This window comes from Micromonospora sp. CNZ296, assembly GCF_007827635.1.
Genome location: NZ_VISW01000009.1, coordinates 75,368 through 93,018 on the forward strand (window position 1 = coordinate 75,368; position 17,651 = coordinate 93,018).

Genomic DNA, 17,651 nt, shown 5'->3' on the forward strand with positions numbered 1-17,651 from the left:
CGCTCACCCGCCGGCGGTCACCACCCGCTCCACCCCGGGCAGCTTCTCCACCGCGGCCCGGATCGGCGCCGGGTCCTCACCCTGCGCGAGCAGCACCGACAGGACGACCCGGCCGTCGCCGTCCGGCCGGGCCGCGACCGTCCTGCCACCGCAGCGCAGCCCGGTGTCCCCGCGCGCCTGCCCGATCCGGTAGTCGACCTCCCCGATCTGCGGCGTGCCGGCGCCCGGCCGGAAGACGACGTCCAGCCGTACCGGAGGGTCGGCCTGACACGCGGCCGACGCCGCGGCGGACGGGGTGGCCGCGCCGCCGCCGGCCGGCATCGGCGTCGCCGGTCCGGACAGTGCCGCCATGGTCGCGGCACCGCCGGTGACCGTCACAGCGGCCACCCCCGCCAGAACCGCGGCCCGGCGCCGGCTCCTGGCACGCCCCCGTGCGCGCACCTCGGCCGCCGGGCTGAGCCGCAGCCCGGTCATGTCCTGCTCCAACTCACGCAGAGCCTCACCAATGCGTGCCGACATCGACTTCCTCCTTGTCGTCGGTCAGTAGAACGGCGAGCGCGGCACGACCCCGGGACAGGTACGACTTGACAGTCCCCTCCGGCATGCCTGTGGTCCGGGCGATCTCCGCCACCGGCAGGTCGTGGAGGTGGTGCAGGACGACGACCAGCCGTTGCGCGTCGGGCAGTCGCCGTAACGCCGCCAGCAACGCCACCCGGTCCGGGTTGGGCCCGGGCGCCGGAGTCTCCCGGCCCAGCCGGGCCCGCGCGGCGAACCAGCGCCGCAGGCCGCGCCACCGGTTGGCCGTCAGGCGCCAGGCCACCGTCCGGACCCAGCCCTCCGGATCCTCGTACGCCCCGACTGTCGACCAGCGCTGCCAGGCCCGCGCGTACGCCTCCTGCGTCACGTCCTGCGCCTCGGCCAGGTCGCCGCAGAGGGCGTAGACGTGGTGCACGACCCGCCGCGCGGTCGCCGTGTAGAAGGCGTCGAAGTCCTCGGGGCCGTCCATGCCCACCTCCCGTGTCCGCTCTCACCACTCGACACCCCGATGCGGCTCCGGCGGTTGCACCCGGATCAGGACGCTCCGGGTCGTACCCGATCCGGCGCCTTCACCCGGGCGGACCGGTCGTGCGGCTCGGGCTGGTCGTGCGGGCCTGTCGTCTGCGGGCCGGGCCGGTCGTGCGGGCCTGTCGTCTGTGGGCCGGGCCGGTCGTGCGGGCCCGCCGGCCCGGTCCGCTCCGTGTTCTGCGCTCCGGGGCGCGCGGTGGACACCGCGGCGACCAGACCCAGCGCGAGGATCGCCACCGCGCACGCCAGGAGCGTGGGACGTGCCCCGAACGCGGCGGTCGCCGGACCGCCGAGCATCGTGCCCAGCGGCACCGCCAGCACGGTGACCGCCCCGTTGGCCGCCAGCACGCGGGGGAGGTCCACGGTGCCAGCGCGGCGCTGGAACAACGCCGTCGCGGTCGGCTGGTAGGGCGCCCAGACCAGGCCGGCGAGCGCGAACGCGGGCAGCGACAGGACGACCGGCGCGCCCAGGCCGAGCGGCATCAGCGCGGCGCCGAACAGCACCACGATGCCGGCGAGCGTGGTCCGCAGCGGCCGTCCGCGCAGGTGACCCGTGAGCAGCCCGCCGAGCAGGGAGCCGACGCCGAACGCGGTGTAGTAGGCCGCGAGCGTCCCGGCGGAGGCGTGCAGGTCGTCGGTGACGTGCACCGGCATGGCGACGTAGAACGGCCCGAAGAGGAAGAAGAACGCGAAGGTCAGCGCCAGCAGTCCGAGCAGCGACCGGTCCCGCCCGATGATCCGGAATCCCGACGTACGCGACGGCCCCGCCCCGGCTGGGGCGTTCCGGTACCGGCCGAGGGTGTCCCGGTCGTGGACGGTCGCGGTGTCTCCGTCACGGACGGCTGCGGCTTCTCGGTCACGGACGGCGGCGGTGTCTCGCTCACTGACGGCCGCGGCTTCGCGATCGCGGACGACCAGGCGGTAGCTGACGGCCAGCACGGCGAAGCTGGCGGCGTCGACGGCGATCACCCACACCGCGCCGACCCAGGCGATGAGCAGGCCGGCCAGCGGCGGGCCGACGATCGTCGCGGCCTGGCCGAAGACCCCGAGCAGCGCGTTCGCGGCCAGGTGGTGCCGCTGCGGCAGCAGCTCGGCCACGAGCGTGAACCGACCGGCCGACCCCCACGGGTGCAGCAGCGAGGACACCGCCAGCAGGGCAACGTAGAGACCGACGTCCAGCACCCCGGCGAGGTGGGCGACGGGGATCGCCCCCAAGGCGGCGGCCCGCACCGTCGCGTCCCAGCCGGCGAGCTGAGCCCCGCTCCGTGCACCCAGCCACCGCCCGAGCAACAGCGTGCCGGCGGCGCCCGGCAGCGTATACGCGGCCACCGCGAACGCGGTCCACGTGCCGCGTTGCCCGTCGGGGGCGAGTTGCAGGGCAAGCCAGGTCACCGCGACCAGGGCGAGCCCGTCACCGAGAGCGGAGGTCGCGAGGCCGGGCAGCAGCCGGCGCAGTACCGGTTGGCCGAGCACCGGGCGATAGGGGAGGAGCATCGCGGGGGTCATGGCTCCCAGCCGACCTCACGACCGGCCCGTACCCCAAGGAAGTCGCCTGACGGCAGAAGGAACCGCAGCTGTTCGCGGCCGAGATGCAGGCCGCGCGTTCTGACCACTGCGTGGCAGGTGACCGTGCCGGTCACCTGCCACGCGACTCGATCGTCGTGCCTACCGGTAGTTGGTGAACTGGAGCGCCAGCCCGAAGTCCTCGCCCTTGAGCAGGGCGATGACGGTCTGGAGGTCGTCCTTCTTCTTGCCGGTGACGCGGAGCTGGTCGCCCTGGATCTGCGCCTGCACGCCCTTCGGGCCCTCGTCGCGGATCTTCTTGCTGATCGCCTTGGCCTTGTCCGAGTCGATGCCCTGCACCACCTTGGCGTCGATCTTGAAAATCTTGCCCGACTGACGGGGCTCGCCGGCGTCGAGCGACTTCAGCGAGATGTTCCGCTTGACCAGCTTCTCCTTGAAGACGTCCAGCGCGGCCCGGACCCGCTCCTCGGTCTCCGCCTGGAGGCTGATCGCCTCCTCGCCCGACCAGGAGATCTCCGCGCCGGTGCCGCGGAAGTCGAACCGCGTCGAGAGCTCCTTCTCCGACTGGCGGACGGCGTTGTCGACCTCCTGCCGGTCGACCTTGCTCACGATGTCGAACGACGGGTTCGCTGCCATGCTCATGCTCCTGCTGTCCGGCGGTCTGTCCTGGTCCGTCCCGCGCTGACCAGCGTGGGACCTCCTGACGGTACCCGGTTGCGGCAGTGCCGGGGGCAACCGCTATCCTTGCTTCCGCTGCCGCGTTGCGACGCGGTGGTGTGCCCTGGCGGGTTGCCCGAGCGGCCAATGGGAGCGGACTGTAAATCCGTCGCGAAAGCTACAGAGGTTCGAATCCTCTACCCGCCACCAGGTGCAAAAAGAGGCCCCTGACCAGCGCGAACGCCGGTCAGGGGCCTCTTTCGTGAGTCTCACTCAATCCCGCTCTAGCCCGCTCGATCTCGCCGGTCGCGTCGTATTCGCGTCGGCGTTTTCCGCACCTCCAAGCGCGGCTTCGATCCGGCGGCGAGCGGCTTCCTCCTGGCCGTAGACGCACTTCGCGTAGACCCGCATGAGGACGTGCACGCTGTGCCCGGCCCACTCGGCGACCTGGGTAGCTGGCACCCCGGCGTTGAGCCAGAGCGACACGGCCGCGTGGCGCAGGTCGTAGGGGCGCCGGGCCAGCGGCGAGCGCTGCTGAGCTGCCGTGAGCACCTTTGCCCGCGCGTCCCGCCACGCCTTCCCGTAGGTGTTGTTCGGGATGGGCTGGCCGGCGGTGGGCACGTACCGCCCGCCGGGGCCGCGCCGAGTCACGAACAGCTTGCCGTTCGATCCGGGCGGGTACTCCTTGACGTGATGGTCGAGCAGTCGCACGAGCGGCGGCGGCACCGGCACGTCCCGTGTAGCCGCCTTGGCCCTGTGCTTCAGCTCTCGATCTTCGGCGGTGTCGTCGCTGTCGCCCCAATCGCGACCGACGGCCACCGTCGAGCCGGTGAGGTGCAGTACGCCCCACCCGCCACGCTCGGCGGGCCGTTCGTACTCGTCTTCGCGCAGGTGAAGCACCTCTTCGGGGCGAAGTGCGGCGTAGTACATGCACCCGAAGAACGCTTCCAGCTCGGGCACGGCGCGCCCGACCTCGGCGAGCAGTGCTCGCGCCTGATCGGGGTTGACCACTGCTCCCCGGTCGACCTCATCGGCCGTCTTCGGCGCGGTCCAGCTCACGAGCGACATCGGGTGCGTGTCGAGTAGCCGCAGCTCAACGGCGTACTTCAACACCCCGGAGAAGACGGCCCGCTTGCGGGCGATCGTGCTGGCCGACGCGGCGGCACCATCCATTCGCAGGGCGAGCGTGTCGAGCGCCTTCCGCACCAATGCGGCGTCGGCGAGCGCGGCCAGGTCGACGGTGTTGGCCTTGAGCCAGCGCACTGCGGGAGCGAGGCCGGGAGGTGGCTCCCCAGCGTCTCGGCGGGCCTTGTTGAACACCCATCCGTAGAGCGCGGCCCGTAGCGCCTTGTCGCTGGGCACGCCCCGGTCGGTCGCGAGCAGTGCCGGGGTGACGGTCGCCAGCGTCTCGGCGATGCCCTTGCGGTGCTTTGCCGACGCGCGAGGCCACTTCATGTCGACGTAGGCCACGGCGTGCTCGTACCACGACCGGGTGTTGAGCGCTCGCGCCATCGGCTCGGGCAGGCCGCTGACCTCATCGAACGCGACGCCTTCCCGCTGCGCAACGATCAGCTTGGAACGGAAGCTTTCAGCGAGCGCTCGCGTCGCGTAGGTCTTCCGGAACGGCTTCTTCGCGACGAACCAGCGAACGGAGTAGCTGGGCTTCTTCTGGCTGCGGTTCGGGAGAATGCTCCAGACTCGCACGTCGTAGCTGCTCATGCTGCCTCTTCGTGGTCGTTGATCCAGGTGTCCAGGTCGCGGCGGCGGACGTACAGGCTGCCGTTGGGGTACTTGATGGTTCGGGGTGCGCGGCCGGTGGCCTTCCAGCGGAAGAAGGTGGAGCGGGGTACGCGCAGTTCGTCCAGGACTTCGGCGAGGGTGAGCAGGTTCCCGGTCGGGGTGCGGCGGGCGGTGGTCATGGGCGGGTGTCCTCCCTCGGGGTGGCGTGGAGGTAGATGCGCTGGAACATCGGGGATCGGCGGTCGGGGTAGGGGCGGCTGACCTGCTGGATGTGCAGGACTCGGGCCAGGGCGGCGAGCGCTGCGGCTGTTTCAGCGGGGGTGCCGTGCAGCCTGATTCGCACGGTGAGCGCCTTCCGGTCGGTGCGGGTCGCGTGTGGAGGATGGGGGTAGTGGTGCGGCAGAACGGCGTAGAGCGGCCCGCTGAGAGCTACGGAGACGCAAGATCCGTGCAGGGTTGGTGTAAGGCATAGGGCCGTTCCGTCTGCGTGGCTCTCAGCGGGCCGTTTCGAGGGGTATTGGCGGGCTGCCGTGGGTCGGATGCGGCGGGAGGGGCCAGGGGGCGGTGACACGGTGACAGCCGGACGGCCGGGCGGGTGTTTGCGCTGGTCAAGCCGCTGTTTGTGCTGTCACCGGGTGGTGGTGACAGGTGGTGACAGCGGTGACAGCGGTCCGGGTGTGTCACCGCTGTCACCGCCCTGTCACCGGGTGCCGGTGACAGTGGTTCAGGTGCTCTGAGCTGCGGAAACGCCGCCGTCAGGGTTGGTTGTCACCGTGTCACCGCTGTCACCGCTCCCGGCGGCGAGGTGCGCGGCGCGGGGGTGGACTTCGTAGCCGCCTGCCTCGGTGGTGCGGATCCAGCCGTGGGCGGTGAGGACGTCCAGGACGGCGGTGACGTCGGCGGCGCGGGGTAGTTGTCGGTGGCAGCGGCGGTGCAGTTCGCGGCGGGTGAAGGTGGTCATGCCCTTGGCGGTGACGATCGTGAGGACGCGGCGGGCGGTTTCGGTGGCGGTGTCGGCGGTGATCGCGGCGACGGCGGTCCGGTAGTGGGCGGCGAAGAACTCGGCCAGGCGTACGGCGTCGGCCATGCGGTCGGCGTCGATGGGTTGCCGCCAGGCGTCGGCGGGGTGGTGGGCGACGTGCAGCAGCCCGGCCAGGCGCAGGGTTGCGCCGGAGAGCTTGTTGCCCCACTCGCGCATGTCGTGCAGGCTCCCGCCGGGGCGTAGCTCGGCTTCGACCTGCTCGGCGGCGGCCCGGCGCACCTGGCGGGCGTCGTCGGTGAGCACGACGACGGCGGGATCGGTCCATTCGGCGAAGGTGGCGGCCAGGTCGTGCACGCGGTGCCGGTACCCGGCGGTGACCTGCTCGGGCACCGGGGGCGTGTCAACGGGCCGGTATCCGGCCATCGACGCGGGCAGCGCGAACAGGAACCGGGCAGGGAGTCCGCGTCCGGCGAGCCCGGCGTTGCCGCCGAACTGGCGCAGCACCACCGGTTGCGCCATCACGCACACGGTCAGCGCGGGCTTGTCGATCGACGCGCCCTCGCGGGTCTGCCGTTCGTTGCTCATCGGCTGCCCCGCGTGGCCTTTCAGGTAGGGGTCGAGGTTGGGGGCACCGGAGTAGCGACCGGCGAGGGTGTCGAAGATGCCGCCCTCATCCGAGATGATCGCCATGCGTCCGCCGTTGGCGGCCATCAGCCCGATGAGCGCTTCGGGGGTGGCGTCGTCCACGATCAGCCGGGGCAGGCCGGGCACGGTGATGGCCTCGGCGGCGATCGCGGCGGCCACGGCTTCGGCGGCGGCGTCGTCGCGCTTGTGCGGGTCGGTGGCCTTCGCCGCAGCGGTTTTGGCCTGTTCGGCTTGCCGGTCGGCGATGTCGCGCAGCGCGGCGGCCTCGGCGATCCTTGGCCGCATCGCGTCGGCCAGGGTGGATTGTGCGGCGAACAGCGGCGCGGTCATCGCCCGGTGAACGGGTGACTTGCGCTCGCCGGGACCGGCGATGACAGCGGCGAAGATGTTGACCGGCTCCCGCCACCCGGCCACCGGCTCCACTTCGAGGCGTCCGCCCGCGCAGGCGGACAGCACGGCGACGGCGAGAGTGCCGGCCATCGCGGGATCGGTAGCGGTGAACCGGGCAACGCCGGTCACCATGTCGCCGAGCCAGCGGGGGAACACGTCGACCGGGAACGGCGGCGGCGCGGTGTTCACGCCGGTCAACGGCACTGGAACATCCCACAACGCGGCGCCCGCGGCTTCCTGCCCGCCGGGGTCCGGGTGGTCGGTGACGAGGTGGAGGCGGGCGGTGCTCATGCGGCCACCTTTCGGGGTCGGCGGGAGCCAGCGGCTAGCCCGGATCGGATGGTGCGTGCGGTCTCGACGCGGCCGAGCCCGGCGGACGCTGCGGCCTGTTCCAGCACGCTTTGCGCGTCGGCCTCGGTGAGCGCGCCCCCGGCGGCGAGCTGGCCGAGGGCCACGGCGGCGATGTACAGCGACCGGTTGCGCTCCCCTGCCGGGGCGGCGGTGACCCGTGCCGTCTCCCGGTCGATCGCGGCCCGCACGTACGCGCCTGTGCGGTCGGCGGGCAGGTCGACCACCACCGGGCGTTGCGGCGGCAGCGGCGCGGGTGCCAGCAGTACGGCGAGCCAGGCGGGCAGCGGCGCGGGGTCGGTGTCCAGGTCGACCGTGTACGGCCGCCCGGCCACGGTGGAGCCGGGGGCGACGACGTAGCCGCCGTGGGCGCGGGTGTCGACCATCGGGCCGAGCGTCCCGGCGGTGTTGCGCAGCGCCGGACCGGTGTCGGGGTGCCGGTAGTACAGGTGGGTGCCGCCCCGTCCGGTGGTCACGGTGTAGGTCGGGTCGATCGTCGCGGCGTGCGCGGCGGCCAGCTCGGCGAGCGTTCGCAGCCCGTGCGGGCATCCCTCGTAGCCGGGCGGCATGGTCTGTCCGGGCTTGCGCACGTCCAGGTCGACCACCACCAGGCGGGACGGCCCGCACGCGAGGCCGATGCCGTACGGGCGGGCCGACCACGCGCGGCGGATACGGTCGGGGTCGGTGGTCGCGCGGGCCTCCCACCCGACGTGACCGGTCCGGCAGCGCGGGTCACGGCCGGTGCAGTCGTCGGCCGCGTGGTCGGGGAACGCGGGCCGCTTGTCGTCGGGGCGCAGCGGGAAGACGTGCCACCCGCGTGCGGCGTGGCCGAGTGCGGCGGTGAGCAGGTCAGACATGGGGGCGTCTCCTAGGCGGGTCGGCGGTGAGCGCGGGCGGCGTCAAGGTCGATCAGCGCGCCGCCCTGCTCCGGGCCGCGTGCGGGCCGCTTGGCGGCGGCGGTGACGGTCAGCCGCAGATACAGGCGGTGGCGACCGGCGTCCGCGCCGGTCAGCGCCCGGCGGGTGCCGCGTTGGGTGAGGTGCCCGGCGGCGGTCAGGGCGGCGGTGAGGGCGTCCAGCTCGGCCGGGGTGCCGGTCAGCCACACCTCCGCACCGGACAGACGCGGATCACGCGGTGACGCACCATCGCGGCGCGCGATGCCGTTCACCGCGCGGCCCGCCTCGGCCGGGGCCGCGCGGCGATCGCGGCGCGGGTGACGGCCTCGCGCACGTCGCCGAGCAGCCCCACCAACTGGCGGCGGGCGGCCAGCTCCCCGGCGGCGAGCGCGACCCGGACACGCACCTCGGCGTGCTCCCGCCCGGCGGCTGTGCGCACCCGTACGAGGACCGCGCGGGCGTGGCCGGGGATGTCGACCACAATCTCTGGCGAGCGGTGCTCGCCGAGGCCGCATCGGTGGTCCCGCCCGCACCAGTCGGTGTGCTGGTTGAGGTTGCGGCGGTTCATCGGGTGCCAGCCCGGTACTCGTCGCGGACGCGCTCGATCACGCGGCGGCCGACGCGCACCCGCTTGCCCGTGCCGGCGCAGCGGTGGCACTCGCGCTTGAGTCGGAGGATGAGGCCGCGCCGCTCTCCGGTGCCCTTGCAGCGGCGGCAGGGGCCGAACGGCACGGCGTAGCACTTGATCAGGTAGAACGCTGCGTAACCGAGGATGGTCAGGCTAGCTAGCGCGGCGATGGTCAGCACGAAACGCCTCCACAGGCCGTTTTGAGGGTGCGAGGGGCCGACGCCGCTAGGTGCTAGGGCGCTGGCCAGGAAATGTTTGAGTCGCTAGCGGTGCCGCTAGGTCTAGCGGAGGTGGCCGCTAGACCTAGCGGCGGATCGTGGGCTACTTGGTCTTGCCGCCGCCCGTCTCGCGGTCACGCTTGGTGATCGCCGTGAGCACGTCCGCGCGGTGGAAGCCCTTGCGGTTGCCGGACTCCCCGGTGTCGGTGTCCTCGCCCCAGCACTGCTTCGTCGTGAGGCCGTGGACCTTGAGCGCCTCGCGGAGCTGATCGGCGGTGAACCCGGCGTACACGTCGGGCCGCAGCGCGGCGAGACGCTTCACGATCACGGTGGACCACAGCTTCGGCTCGGCCTCGGCCATGACCCCGGCCACGTCCTCAAGGATCGTGTCCCGCCGCACGGCGGTGGTGTCGAGCACGACCCCGGCGGCGTGGCCGGTGACGTTGCCGTACCGCTCCCGGGCCTTGCGGGCGCGGGCGACGATCGCCTCGGCGGCCGGGCCGTCGATCTCGAACGTCTTGACGATGACCGGCTCGTCACCCTCACCGGCCAGGTAGCCGATGCCCTTGTCCCGGCGGGAAAACATCGTGGCCCGGATGCCGTTGCGGTACATCGACGTGCCCAGCACCATGTCGTTCTCGGTCTGCCCCATGACCTTGAGGCAGAACCGCAGCACCGCGTTCGCGGAGATCCCGGTCGGCAGGCTCTTCGCGTCCGGCCGCTGGGTGGCCAGCTTGAGCATGATTCCGACCGCCGGGCCACGGCGAACGAGGTCTTCGCAGATCTCCTCGATCTCCGCGCCGTACACCGGGTGCTCGAACGCCCGCTGGCACTCATCGATCCCGATGCCGATCGGGTGCAACCCCAACTTGCGGTTGGACGCCAACTCGTCGGTGACCTTGTTCTCCGGGCACAGGTCACGCGGCAGATCCCGGATCACCTTCGTGCGGCGGCGCATCTCCGTGTGGACCTCCCGCAGCGCGGTGACCAGGTACTCGATGTCCTCCTTCTCGTCACCGGCCCGGTAGGCGTGGCAGACCGGCTCCAACGGGGACAGGTCACCGGTGCCCTTGAGGTCGAACGCCAGCACCCACGACCGGGGGTCGAGCGCGACCAGCAGCAGCGCCAACCGCAGCGCGAACGTCTTCCCGAACCGGGGCAGCGCCCCGATGATCACCGAGGCGTACATGAGGGTGATGGTGACCAGCGCGCCGCGCGGGTCGGTGCCGAACGGCGCGGCCTTGAACAGGTTCACCGTGCCGGAGGTGAGCAGCGGGAACGGCTTCTGCTTGGCCCGGCTCATGTCCTTGTCGGCGACGAACAGCACGAGCCGCCCGGGGTGCACCTCGCCGTTGGCCTCGGGCCACACGCACCCGAGCGGACGGGTCAGCGCGGCGGCCAGTTCCTCGCGCTTCTCCACCACGCTCGATGCGGTGACGCCGCGCGGTAGCTCCACCTCGGCGCGCCAGCCGACGCCGTTCTCCCGCGCGATCGGGGCGGGGAACCACCGCTTGCCGTTGTCGCCCCGGCGGATGGCGTCGTTGATGCCCTTGATGTTCAACGCGGCCAGGGCGGCGAACACCTCGGCCGAGGTCAGCGGCGCGGCGGCGGTGCGGACCACGGCGGTGTCGAGCAGCGGCTTGTCGGCCGGCGCGCCGAGGAACGCGAGCACCGTCACCACCACGACCGCCACGGCGAGCTGTACCGCGCCCGGGGCGAGCAGCAGCACTCCGGCCAGGGTGAACAGGGCCAGCGCGGCGGGGATCGCGGTCAGGCCGCGCCAGCGCACCCGCCGGTCACGCTGCCGCGACAGCCCCTGGTAGGTGCGGGCCTCTTCGGGCTTGTCGATCGCGGCGCGGACTACCGACTGTCGGACCGGCTCGCCTTCCAGGTCGAACAGCCACCGCCCGTACCCGCCGATCAGGCGGCCGAGGCCGCGCGGCGCGCGCCACGCGATGCGGCCCGCGTACTTCGGCAGCCGCAGCGCGTGGTAGCCGGCTGCGTGGGCGGCGAACCCGCCCGCCCACGTCAGGTTCCCGGCGAACTCCGCCCGCGAGCGCAGCCACCCCGGCAGGATCGGCACCCGCTGCGCGTCGCGGAACCCGGCCAGGGAGAAACGCGGGCGGCGCTGCGCCTCCACGCTGTCCACCAGCACCGGGCCGCCCTCCGGACGGTCGTCGTCCAGGTCGCTTCCGTCACCCTCGCCGAGGGTGACGGAACCCTGCCGCCGGGACCGGGCGGCATCCAGATCCACCACCTCAGCATCCGGGCCGTCCGGGCCGGTGGTGGGGTCGGACAGGTCCGCTTCGGCGGCCTGCCAGTCGAAACGGTCGTCTTGGGGGGACGTCATGATGGGGGTTCCTCCAACGGTTCACGGATCGGACGGGGGACCGGCGGCACGGCGCAGGTTGGGAGCCGGTAGCCGTGCCGCCGGGCGGGGTCAGTTCTTAACGGAGACGCGGTTGCCGCAGTCGCCGCAGGTGGCGTAGGTACGCCGGTCGTCAGCGGTGATGTCGCGCCAGTTGCTGTCGTTGCCGCAGGGCGGGCACCACAGCGTTGAGGTGCCGGTGGTGATGCGGCCAGAGGACCGGCCGATCGAGATGCGTGCCATCAGAAGGCTCTCCTTCAGGAAGTGGACTGCCAGCGGGGCAGGGTGGGTCAGGCGGCGATGAGCAGGGCGGAGACGAACAGGAAACCGATGTGCCAGGACTGATCCAGGGCGTACGCGCCGGTCCCGAGACAGGGCTTGTCGTCGTGGCCGGCGCGGGGCGCGCCGAGGGCGTAGAACTTCGCGGATCCCAGCGCTTCGGCGATGCGCCGCAGCGGGGTGCGCCGGTCGGCGATGTAGTGCGACACCGCCGAGACGGTCAAGCCCACGCCGACCGCCCACGGATCCAGCCGCAGGCCGGTACCGGCGATGAGGAACACCAGCGCCACCAGGGCGGTGAGGGTGTAGGTGGCGACGTGGGCGGCGCAGGCGAGGCGGCCGGGCCAGCCGGGCAGGCCCTTGCAGTCGGCCTGGCGCTGCGACTGGATCCAGTGGTCGCCCACCTGATGCGCGACGTAGAGAGCAACGAACACGGCGGCGAACGTCGCCGCGTGCGCGCCGGTCGGATCTGCGAACATGAGGGGCATCTCCCGAGGTCGGTAGGTACGGCTGAAGGGGGGTGGACCGGCGGCACGGCACGGTTCCTAGGCCGAGGGGCCGTGCCGCCGGGCGAAGTCAGTCGGTGATGGTGATGCCGTCCGCACGGCGCTGCCGCTCGTCGGCGGCCCATCCGTGGATCTGGCCCTGGACCTCGGGCGACAGGTTGCGGAACGCCTTGCGGGTGTTGTCGTCCCGGTGGATCTCCCGGACGGCCCATTCCGCCACGATGTTGGCCAGATCCTGCTCAGTGGCCTTGCGCTTCGGCATGTCAGTGGCCCTCTCGGACGAGGTGCGCGAGCGCGGCGCCCATGCCGAGCACCGCCACCGGGAGGCAGGACACGAGGGTGGTGATCCACCACGGGGCGGCGGTGACGTCGTAGGCGGTGAGCAGGTGGTAGGCGACTTGGCCGAGCGCGCCGACCGCGAGGGAGGCCAGCGCCGACCACTTGGCGAACGTGCGCGCCCGGGTCGGCACCCGGCCGGACAGCCACACGTACAGCGCGTACGCGGCGTACGCCTCCACCCCGATGGGCAGGGTGATCGCGGAGTCGATGGTGGCCCACGAACCCGGCTCCACGATCCCGGGCAGCAGGTCGACCTTCCCGAACCCGGTGAGCTTGCCGAGCCCGACCCAGCCGGACCAGACGGCCACGAACGCGCCGAGGGCCATGAGCACCACCGGCCACACCACCGGACGCCGGCTCGGCTCGTCGTCGGGGGGCGTGTCCGGGCGACTGACCGCCGTGGCCTCGGCATCCGGCTCGGCCGTCGTGATCTCCGGGGCGGGCGTCGGGTCCGGCTCGACCGGCGGCGCGGGCTCGGGCACGGCCTGTGCGTCGGCCGGGTCCGTGGCATCCGGGCCGGTGCTGTCGACCGGCGGCGTCGCGGGCTCGGCCTTGAGCAGGGCCAGGAGTTCACCGGCCTTGGGTGCGCCGATGCGGAACTCCCGCATGAGCCGGTTGCGCGACGGGAACGCCTCACCCTCGGGCAGGTCCAGCGCGCGGGCGGCGGGCAACAGGTCTTCGAGGGGCTGCGGGTAGCGGGTGCCGTTGATCGTGGGGGCGGTCATGCTGCGTCCTCCAACGGGTATGCGCAGCTCAGGCATTCGCCGAGCGAGCGCGGGATGTAGTAGGGCCGGACCGTGCCGCAGGTCGGGCAGGTCCGGCGGGCGAGCAGCGCGGCGGCGATGGCGCGCCGTTGGGCGGGGGTGGCGGTGCGCTTCGGGGCGGCCAGATCCAGCCGGTACAGGTAGGCGGCGCGGGTGCCACCGACGCCGCGCCAGAGGATCTGAGCGGCGATCGGCTGACCACCGGGGCGCAGCCCGGCGGCGGCCAGTTGGCGACGGGTGGCGTAGCCGGGCGGGGCACCGCGCCACCAGTAGGTAGGGATGCCGTACCGCGCTCCGTCCGGGTCGTGGAAGGTGGCGCGGATGCGGGACATCAGGCCGCGCGGTGCGGGTCGGTGCGGGCGGTCAGGTCGGCGGCGGCGCGGGTGACGCGGGCCTCGGCCCGGCGCAGCCGCCGCCAGTCCAGCGGCGAGGGTCCGCCGTGGTCCTCGGCGTAGAGCATCGTGATCTCGGCGTCGAGCACGTCCAGTTCGGCCGCGATCAGCGGCCACTCCGTGTCGATCGCGGCCAGGTCGGCGGCGGTCGGCTCGGCGGCCACGGGGGCAAGGTGCTTCCTCACGGGAAACCTCCGGGAGAGTCGCTGCAGTCGGGAAAGCCCCGGGGTGCGACCAGACCGGCCGCACCCCGGGGACGAACAGAAATCAAGAGGCAGAAGTCCATGCCGCGCGCCGGATCCGGCCCGCTCGCCCCGCTCGCCCGGGAAGACACCGGGGTCGGCCACCGTGTGGCTCAAGGCGGGGATGCCGCAGACGGATCCACGCGGCGCTTCTGCTGTGAAGTTCTCAATGAACGACCACACGACCGGCCCGTAAGCGCGCGGCGCAAAAGCGCCACCTTCTCCGGCTTCCGCTCGGCTTGTCGTGCCTGGCTAGTCAGGTCCGACGCCATGACCGTAGGGCGGCCTGGCTAGTCAGGTCAAGAGGGCGTGCCGAACTTTCCCGACTTGGCTAGTCAGCGCTACCGTGAGCGGGTGAACGAGAACCTTGACTTCCTCGGTCAGTTAGATCCCGACGACCCCAAACAGGCCTCGCAGCAGATCGCGAACAAGCTGCGGGCGGCCATCCTCATGCGCCGGCTCGCCCCCGGCGACAAGCTGCCATCGCAGCCCGAACTAGCCGCCCGCTACGGCGTGGCGCGGGAGACGGTCAAGCGAGCCTTGGAGTTGCTCCGGGCAGAGCGGCTGATCGTGTCCCGGCAGGGCAGCGGCGCGTTCGTCCGGGCGCAAACACAGCGAGCGGTCGAGCTGCGCCCGCACATCGAAGCGGCGTTTGAGCGGCCTCACGTCACGATCGACTTTGCGGGGTTCTCGGGCGAGACGCTGCGGGATGCGCTCGCGGAAGCGCTCGACAAGGTGCGCGTCGGTCGGCTCGCGCCGGAGACGATCGCCGTGCGAGTCCTGATCTCCGACATGACCGTGCCGATGGCGCTGCCCTCACGGGCTGAGACGCAGGCCGACGACGCGGCGGTGCGCGAGCGTGCGGAGCGGATCACCCGCCGAGCCGCAGATGGCATCATCGATCAGGTCACCGAGCTGGGTGACCTCGGCCTCATCCGGTCGACCACCGTTGAGGTGCGGATGCACCGGGCGTCGCCGCTGTTCAAGCTCTACATCCTCAATGACGAAGAGGTCTTCTATGGCTTCTATCCGGTCGTTGAGCGCACCGTCTCGATCAAAGGCGAGCCGATGGCGATCTACGACCTGATGGGCAAGGACGTGCCGCTGTTCCACTACGCGGTCACCGACGACGAAACCTCTCACGCCACGCAGTTCGTAGAGGCGTCCCGCCAGTGGTTCGACTCGGTGTGGTCGACCATTGCCTATCGGTACGACGGATGAACGCCGACCTCGGCAGGCTGCTCGGCGAGGTCGGCGCGGTCTTGCTCGACTTTGACGGGCCGGTGTGCAGCATCTTCGCCGGATACCCGGCGCAGCAGGTCGCAGGCGAGCTGGTCAACGTACTGCGGCAGCATGGTGTCGATGTACCGCCCGACCTCGCCAGCGAGCCGGACCCGCTTGAGGTACTGCGCCGCACTAGCGTGGTCGGCAACCAGCGCGTAACGCGAGCGGTAGAGGATGCGCTCTGCGCCGCCGAGCGGCGGGCCGTCGAGACTGCCGAGCCAACACCATACGGCCGCGAGGTGATCGTGGCGGCGCGGCAAGCCGAGGTGCCGGTAGCGGCGGTCAGTAACAACTCGGCCGGTGCGGTGATCGCCTACCTCGCAGCGCACCGGCTTGCCGGGTACGTCTCTCCGGTGGTCGGCCGGGCGTACGCCGAGCCGGACCGCATGAAGCCCAACCCGGAACCGATCCTGCAAGCCGTGCGCACCCTCGGCGTGCCGACGGGCCGGTGTGTGCTGATCGGCGACTCGCTCTCAGACATAGAGGGAGCACGAGCCGCCGGGGTCGCGGTGGTCGGCTACGCGAATCGGCCGGCGAAGGTCGACGCGTTCCGGCTCGCCCGGGCGGACGTGGTGGTCACCAGCATGGGCGAGATTGCCGGTGCTCTGATCGACCGGGCGGGAGGCTGAAACGGGACCGACGTCGCATCCGCGTCGTCGTGCTCGGGCTGAACGGCGTTTGCGCAGGTCGGCGGCCTGTCCGTGGCGCTCTGTAAATCCGTCGCGAAAGCTTCAGAGGTTCGAATCCTCTACCCGCCACCAGGTGCAGATAGAGGCCCCCGACCAGCGAGAACGTCGGTCGGGGGCCTCTATCTGTGCGTCTCACTCAGTCCCGCTCTAGCCCGCTCGATCTCGCTGGCTGTGTCACATGAGTGTCACGGAGATCAACTAGTTCCACGGCGCCGCCGAGCCTGCGCCTAGGCGACGCTAGCTCGGCCATCCTCGGTCGGCGCGGCATGCCCCCACGGACTGACCCCTACCTGGCTCTCCGGCTCGGCGGCAGTTCGATACCTAGTTGTGCGCGGAGTTCCGCCCCGCGCTGACGTTGTCGATACGCCGCCTGGCGACATCTACTGCCGCAATAGAGGGAATCGCTTCTTTTGCGCCTAAGTCCCCACGTGTAGATGGAAAACCCACAGTAATCGCAGTTTTCGGGCAACTTAAAGGGTTGTCGCCCGCGCTTATCTCGTCGCCACTTCTGGTTGCGGCACTTCGCGGAACAGAAGCGAGTGCCACCCCTGGTATCGGATGGGAGCCAATCAAGGCACTTCAGGCAGTAGCCGGGGTCGCCGTCGTTCGCCATGGGGTCGACCCTAGCGGGCGGATGTTACACATCACCGCAACGGGAAGGATTGATGATTAACGATCGGCTTCCAGTCCGTTTGGGCAGGTTGGCGCTCAAGACTGATCGACAGCTTCACGGACATCGGCCCGCGCGTGCGCGCCCGCGCGCGCACGCGCGGGGAACCCTGCCCTGGATAGCCTGCTTCTGCTGCTCGTGAGCAACTTTGCGAGTGGTGCTGGGGAGACGGATCCCGCCCTTGTGGAGCGCTGGCGACTCGTAGACATCCGATCGGGTCGGCGGATCGCCGCTCCGGATGTGGCCTACCTGAGGCGCATCAGCATCAGGGATCGGAGGATTTAGTGCCCCAGGCGCACGAGGGGTCGAATGGAGCCGGGAAGGAGCCGGCACAGTTGACTTCAGTCATGCCACGTGAGCTGGCGGAGGGCTGGCTCTACGTCCGGACCGGACTGCAACTCTTGGGGTTGCTGTTCGTCAACGACGAGAGCCTGCACCTCGCGGTGCAGGCTCTCGTGGTGATGGTCGAGTTGGCGGTGAACTTGGCGACCAAGCACGATCACCGCTGACTCTCTTGGGTTGGGAGCTGGTTTGGCCCACCGGCTCCCAACCCCCGCAACCGCCCAGAGGTCGAACCCTACGGCCGCATTAGAGGCAGCCTTTCACGACATCTCGCCTGTGGCCAAGTCGGCCCTACCGTCGCGATTGTGATCGCTCGGGCGCGTGGTTCCGTTCGCAAGGGCTGCTTCAATCCGGTGGCGCGGGCGGCTTCCTCCTGCCCGTAGACGCACTTCGCGTAGACCCGCATGAGGACGTGGACGCTGTGCCCGGCCCACCCGGCGACCTGGGTTGCCGGCACCCCGGCGTTGAGCCAGAGCGACGCGGCGGCGTGCCGCAGGTCGTACGGTCGCCGGGCTAGCGGGGAGCGCTACTGAGCCGGGGTGAGCACCTTTGCCCGCGCGTCGCGCCACGCCTTCCCGTAGGTGTTGTTCGGGCTCGGCTGGCCGGCGGTGGGGACGTACCGCCCGCCGCGGCCGCGTCGGGTCACGAACAGCTTGCCGTTCGATCCCGGTGGGGTACTCCTT

General features: G+C 71.5%; 21 protein-coding genes, 1 tRNA gene and 1 pseudogene. 4 read left to right on the plus strand and 19 right to left on the minus strand.

Annotation, left to right across the window (positions count from 1 at the left end):
• Window positions 1–3 precede the first annotated feature (3 nt).
• From FB455_RS16370 to FB455_RS16385, 4 genes are all read right to left on the minus strand, one after another.
• A complete protein-coding gene (locus tag FB455_RS16370) occupies window positions 4–519 on the minus strand; it encodes a hypothetical protein (protein ID WP_145753933.1) in 516 nt (171 codons plus the stop codon).
• Window positions 500–1,006 carry a SigE family RNA polymerase sigma factor gene (locus tag FB455_RS16375; RefSeq protein ID WP_013473722.1) on the minus strand — a complete coding sequence of 169 codons (507 nt, stop codon included), beginning with the start codon at window positions 1,004–1,006 and terminating at the stop codon, window positions 500–502. Before FB455_RS16375 ends, FB455_RS16370 begins: the two co-directional genes overlap by 20 nt.
• A 65-nt stretch (window positions 1,007–1,071) precedes the next feature.
• On the minus strand, window positions 1,072–2,571 hold the full coding sequence (locus tag FB455_RS16380) for an MFS transporter (protein ID WP_145753935.1): 1,500 nt from the start codon (window positions 2,569–2,571) through the stop codon (window positions 1,072–1,074).
• Between the two features lie 159 nt (window positions 2,572–2,730).
• Window positions 2,731–3,225, minus strand: coding sequence for a YajQ family cyclic di-GMP-binding protein (locus FB455_RS16385; protein ID WP_013288657.1), 495 nt, complete (start codon window positions 3,223–3,225; stop codon window positions 2,731–2,733).
• 147 nt (window positions 3,226–3,372) lie between these two features.
• Between FB455_RS16385 and FB455_RS16390 the strand changes: the two genes are divergently transcribed.
• Window positions 3,373–3,456: transfer RNA gene (locus FB455_RS16390), tRNA-Tyr, on the plus strand.
• A 63-nt stretch (window positions 3,457–3,519) separates the two neighbouring features.
• Here the strand turns inward: FB455_RS16390 and FB455_RS16395 are convergent.
• From FB455_RS16395 to FB455_RS16455, 15 genes and pseudogenes are all read right to left on the minus strand, one after another.
• Entirely contained in the window at window positions 3,520–4,965 is a 1,446-nt protein-coding gene (locus tag FB455_RS16395) for a site-specific integrase (RefSeq protein WP_145753938.1), read from the minus strand.
• The gene (locus FB455_RS16400) at window positions 4,962–5,165 is read right to left on the minus strand and encodes a helix-turn-helix domain-containing protein (RefSeq protein ID WP_145753940.1); all 204 of its coding nucleotides are present in this window, start codon (window positions 5,163–5,165) and stop codon (window positions 4,962–4,964) included. The genes FB455_RS16395 and FB455_RS16400 overlap by 4 nt, the downstream gene beginning before the upstream one ends.
• Window positions 5,162–5,329, minus strand: a complete 168-nt coding sequence (locus FB455_RS34290) for a hypothetical protein (RefSeq protein ID WP_186466408.1) — start codon at window positions 5,327–5,329, stop codon at window positions 5,162–5,164. The genes FB455_RS16400 and FB455_RS34290 overlap by 4 nt, the downstream gene beginning before the upstream one ends.
• Before the next feature lie 381 nt (window positions 5,330–5,710).
• On the minus strand, window positions 5,711–7,294 hold the full coding sequence (locus FB455_RS16405) for a YfjI family protein (RefSeq protein WP_145753942.1): 1,584 nt from the start codon (window positions 7,292–7,294) through the stop codon (window positions 5,711–5,713).
• Window positions 7,291–8,250, minus strand: a pseudogene (locus FB455_RS16410) (bifunctional DNA primase/polymerase); the annotation flags it as partial. The gene FB455_RS16405 and the pseudogene FB455_RS16410, both read right to left, overlap by 4 nt.
• On the minus strand, window positions 8,220–8,519 hold the full coding sequence (locus FB455_RS16415) for a hypothetical protein (RefSeq protein WP_145753948.1): 300 nt from the start codon (window positions 8,517–8,519) through the stop codon (window positions 8,220–8,222). The gene FB455_RS16415 and the pseudogene FB455_RS16410, both read right to left, overlap by 31 nt.
• The gene (locus FB455_RS16420) at window positions 8,516–8,815 is read right to left on the minus strand and encodes a hypothetical protein (protein ID WP_145753950.1); all 300 of its coding nucleotides are present in this window, start codon (window positions 8,813–8,815) and stop codon (window positions 8,516–8,518) included. The genes FB455_RS16415 and FB455_RS16420 overlap by 4 nt, the downstream gene beginning before the upstream one ends.
• On the minus strand, window positions 8,812–9,054 hold the full coding sequence (locus tag FB455_RS16425; RefSeq protein ID WP_145753952.1) for a molecular chaperone DnaJ: 243 nt from the start codon (window positions 9,052–9,054) through the stop codon (window positions 8,812–8,814). Before FB455_RS16425 ends, FB455_RS16420 begins: the two co-directional genes overlap by 4 nt.
• Before the next feature lie 142 nt (window positions 9,055–9,196).
• The gene (locus FB455_RS16430) at window positions 9,197–11,443 is read right to left on the minus strand and encodes an FtsK/SpoIIIE domain-containing protein (RefSeq protein WP_145753954.1); all 2,247 of its coding nucleotides are present in this window, start codon (window positions 11,441–11,443) and stop codon (window positions 9,197–9,199) included.
• Between the two features lie 90 nt (window positions 11,444–11,533).
• Window positions 11,534–11,704, minus strand: coding sequence for a hypothetical protein (locus FB455_RS34295; RefSeq protein WP_186466409.1), 171 nt, complete (start codon window positions 11,702–11,704; stop codon window positions 11,534–11,536).
• 47 nt (window positions 11,705–11,751) lie between these two features.
• Window positions 11,752–12,219, minus strand: a complete 468-nt coding sequence (locus FB455_RS16435) for a DUF3307 domain-containing protein (RefSeq protein WP_145753957.1) — start codon at window positions 12,217–12,219, stop codon at window positions 11,752–11,754.
• A gap of 97 nt (window positions 12,220–12,316) precedes the next feature.
• The gene (locus FB455_RS16440) at window positions 12,317–12,508 is read right to left on the minus strand and encodes a hypothetical protein (protein WP_145753959.1); all 192 of its coding nucleotides are present in this window, start codon (window positions 12,506–12,508) and stop codon (window positions 12,317–12,319) included.
• 1 nt (window position 12,509) lies between these two features.
• Window positions 12,510–13,310 carry an ABC transporter permease gene (locus FB455_RS16445; protein ID WP_145753961.1) on the minus strand — a complete coding sequence of 267 codons (801 nt, stop codon included), beginning with the start codon at window positions 13,308–13,310 and terminating at the stop codon, window positions 12,510–12,512.
• Window positions 13,307–13,681, minus strand: a complete 375-nt coding sequence (locus FB455_RS16450; RefSeq protein WP_145753963.1) for an RRQRL motif-containing zinc-binding protein — start codon at window positions 13,679–13,681, stop codon at window positions 13,307–13,309. Before FB455_RS16450 ends, FB455_RS16445 begins: the two co-directional genes overlap by 4 nt.
• Window positions 13,681–13,926 (minus strand): DUF6284 family protein, encoded by a 246-nt coding sequence (locus FB455_RS16455; RefSeq protein WP_145753965.1) that lies wholly within the window; start codon window positions 13,924–13,926, stop codon window positions 13,681–13,683. The genes FB455_RS16450 and FB455_RS16455 overlap by 1 nt, the downstream gene beginning before the upstream one ends.
• 411 nt (window positions 13,927–14,337) lie before the next feature.
• Between FB455_RS16455 and FB455_RS16460 the strand changes: the two genes are divergently transcribed.
• From FB455_RS16460 to FB455_RS34300, 3 genes are all read left to right on the plus strand, one after another.
• On the plus strand, window positions 14,338–15,204 hold the full coding sequence (locus tag FB455_RS16460) for a winged helix-turn-helix domain-containing protein (RefSeq protein ID WP_145753967.1): 867 nt from the start codon (window positions 14,338–14,340) through the stop codon (window positions 15,202–15,204).
• Window positions 15,201–15,896 carry an HAD family hydrolase gene (locus FB455_RS16465; RefSeq protein ID WP_145753970.1) on the plus strand — a complete coding sequence of 232 codons (696 nt, stop codon included), beginning with the start codon at window positions 15,201–15,203 and terminating at the stop codon, window positions 15,894–15,896. The genes FB455_RS16460 and FB455_RS16465 overlap by 4 nt, the downstream gene beginning before the upstream one ends.
• Window positions 15,897–16,973: 1,077 nt before the next feature.
• The gene (locus FB455_RS34300) at window positions 16,974–17,135 is read left to right on the plus strand and encodes a hypothetical protein (RefSeq protein WP_186466410.1); all 162 of its coding nucleotides are present in this window, start codon (window positions 16,974–16,976) and stop codon (window positions 17,133–17,135) included.
• The last annotated feature ends 516 nt before the right edge of the window (window positions 17,136–17,651 follow it).

Excerpts from the sequence above, each read along its gene's own strand:
- FB455_RS16440 (WP_145753959.1), bottom strand. The coding sequence starts at position 12,508 with ATGCCGAAGCGCAAGGCCACTGAGCAGGATCTGGCCAACATCGTGGCG.
- FB455_RS16435 (WP_145753957.1), bottom strand. The coding sequence starts at position 12,219 with ATGTTCGCAGATCCGACCGGCGCGCACGCGGCGACGTTCGCCGCCGTG.
- FB455_RS16395 (WP_145753938.1), bottom strand. The coding sequence starts at position 4,965 with ATGAGCAGCTACGACGTGCGAGTCTGGAGCATTCTCCCGAACCGCAGC.
- FB455_RS16450 (WP_145753963.1), bottom strand. The coding sequence starts at position 13,681 with ATGTCCCGCATCCGCGCCACCTTCCACGACCCGGACGGAGCGCGGTAC.
- FB455_RS16400 (WP_145753940.1), bottom strand. The coding sequence starts at position 5,165 with ATGACCACCGCCCGCCGCACCCCGACCGGGAACCTGCTCACCCTCGCC.
- FB455_RS16465 (WP_145753970.1), top strand. The coding sequence starts at position 15,201 with ATGAACGCCGACCTCGGCAGGCTGCTCGGCGAGGTCGGCGCGGTCTTG.
- FB455_RS34295 (WP_186466409.1), bottom strand. The coding sequence starts at position 11,704 with ATGGCACGCATCTCGATCGGCCGGTCCTCTGGCCGCATCACCACCGGC.
- FB455_RS16420 (WP_145753950.1), bottom strand. The coding sequence starts at position 8,815 with ATGAACCGCCGCAACCTCAACCAGCACACCGACTGGTGCGGGCGGGAC.
- FB455_RS16405 (WP_145753942.1), bottom strand. The coding sequence starts at position 7,294 with ATGAGCACCGCCCGCCTCCACCTCGTCACCGACCACCCGGACCCCGGC.
- FB455_RS34300 (WP_186466410.1), top strand. The coding sequence starts at position 16,974 with ATGCCACGTGAGCTGGCGGAGGGCTGGCTCTACGTCCGGACCGGACTG.
- FB455_RS16370 (WP_145753933.1), bottom strand. The coding sequence starts at position 519 with ATGTCGGCACGCATTGGTGAGGCTCTGCGTGAGTTGGAGCAGGACATG.
- FB455_RS16385 (WP_013288657.1), bottom strand. The coding sequence starts at position 3,225 with ATGGCAGCGAACCCGTCGTTCGACATCGTGAGCAAGGTCGACCGGCAG.
- FB455_RS16430 (WP_145753954.1), bottom strand. The coding sequence starts at position 11,443 with ATGACGTCCCCCCAAGACGACCGTTTCGACTGGCAGGCCGCCGAAGCG.
- FB455_RS16375 (WP_013473722.1), bottom strand. The coding sequence starts at position 1,006 with ATGGACGGCCCCGAGGACTTCGACGCCTTCTACACGGCGACCGCGCGG.
- FB455_RS16445 (WP_145753961.1), bottom strand. The coding sequence starts at position 13,310 with ATGACCGCCCCCACGATCAACGGCACCCGCTACCCGCAGCCCCTCGAA.
- FB455_RS16380 (WP_145753935.1), bottom strand. The coding sequence starts at position 2,571 with ATGACCCCCGCGATGCTCCTCCCCTATCGCCCGGTGCTCGGCCAACCG.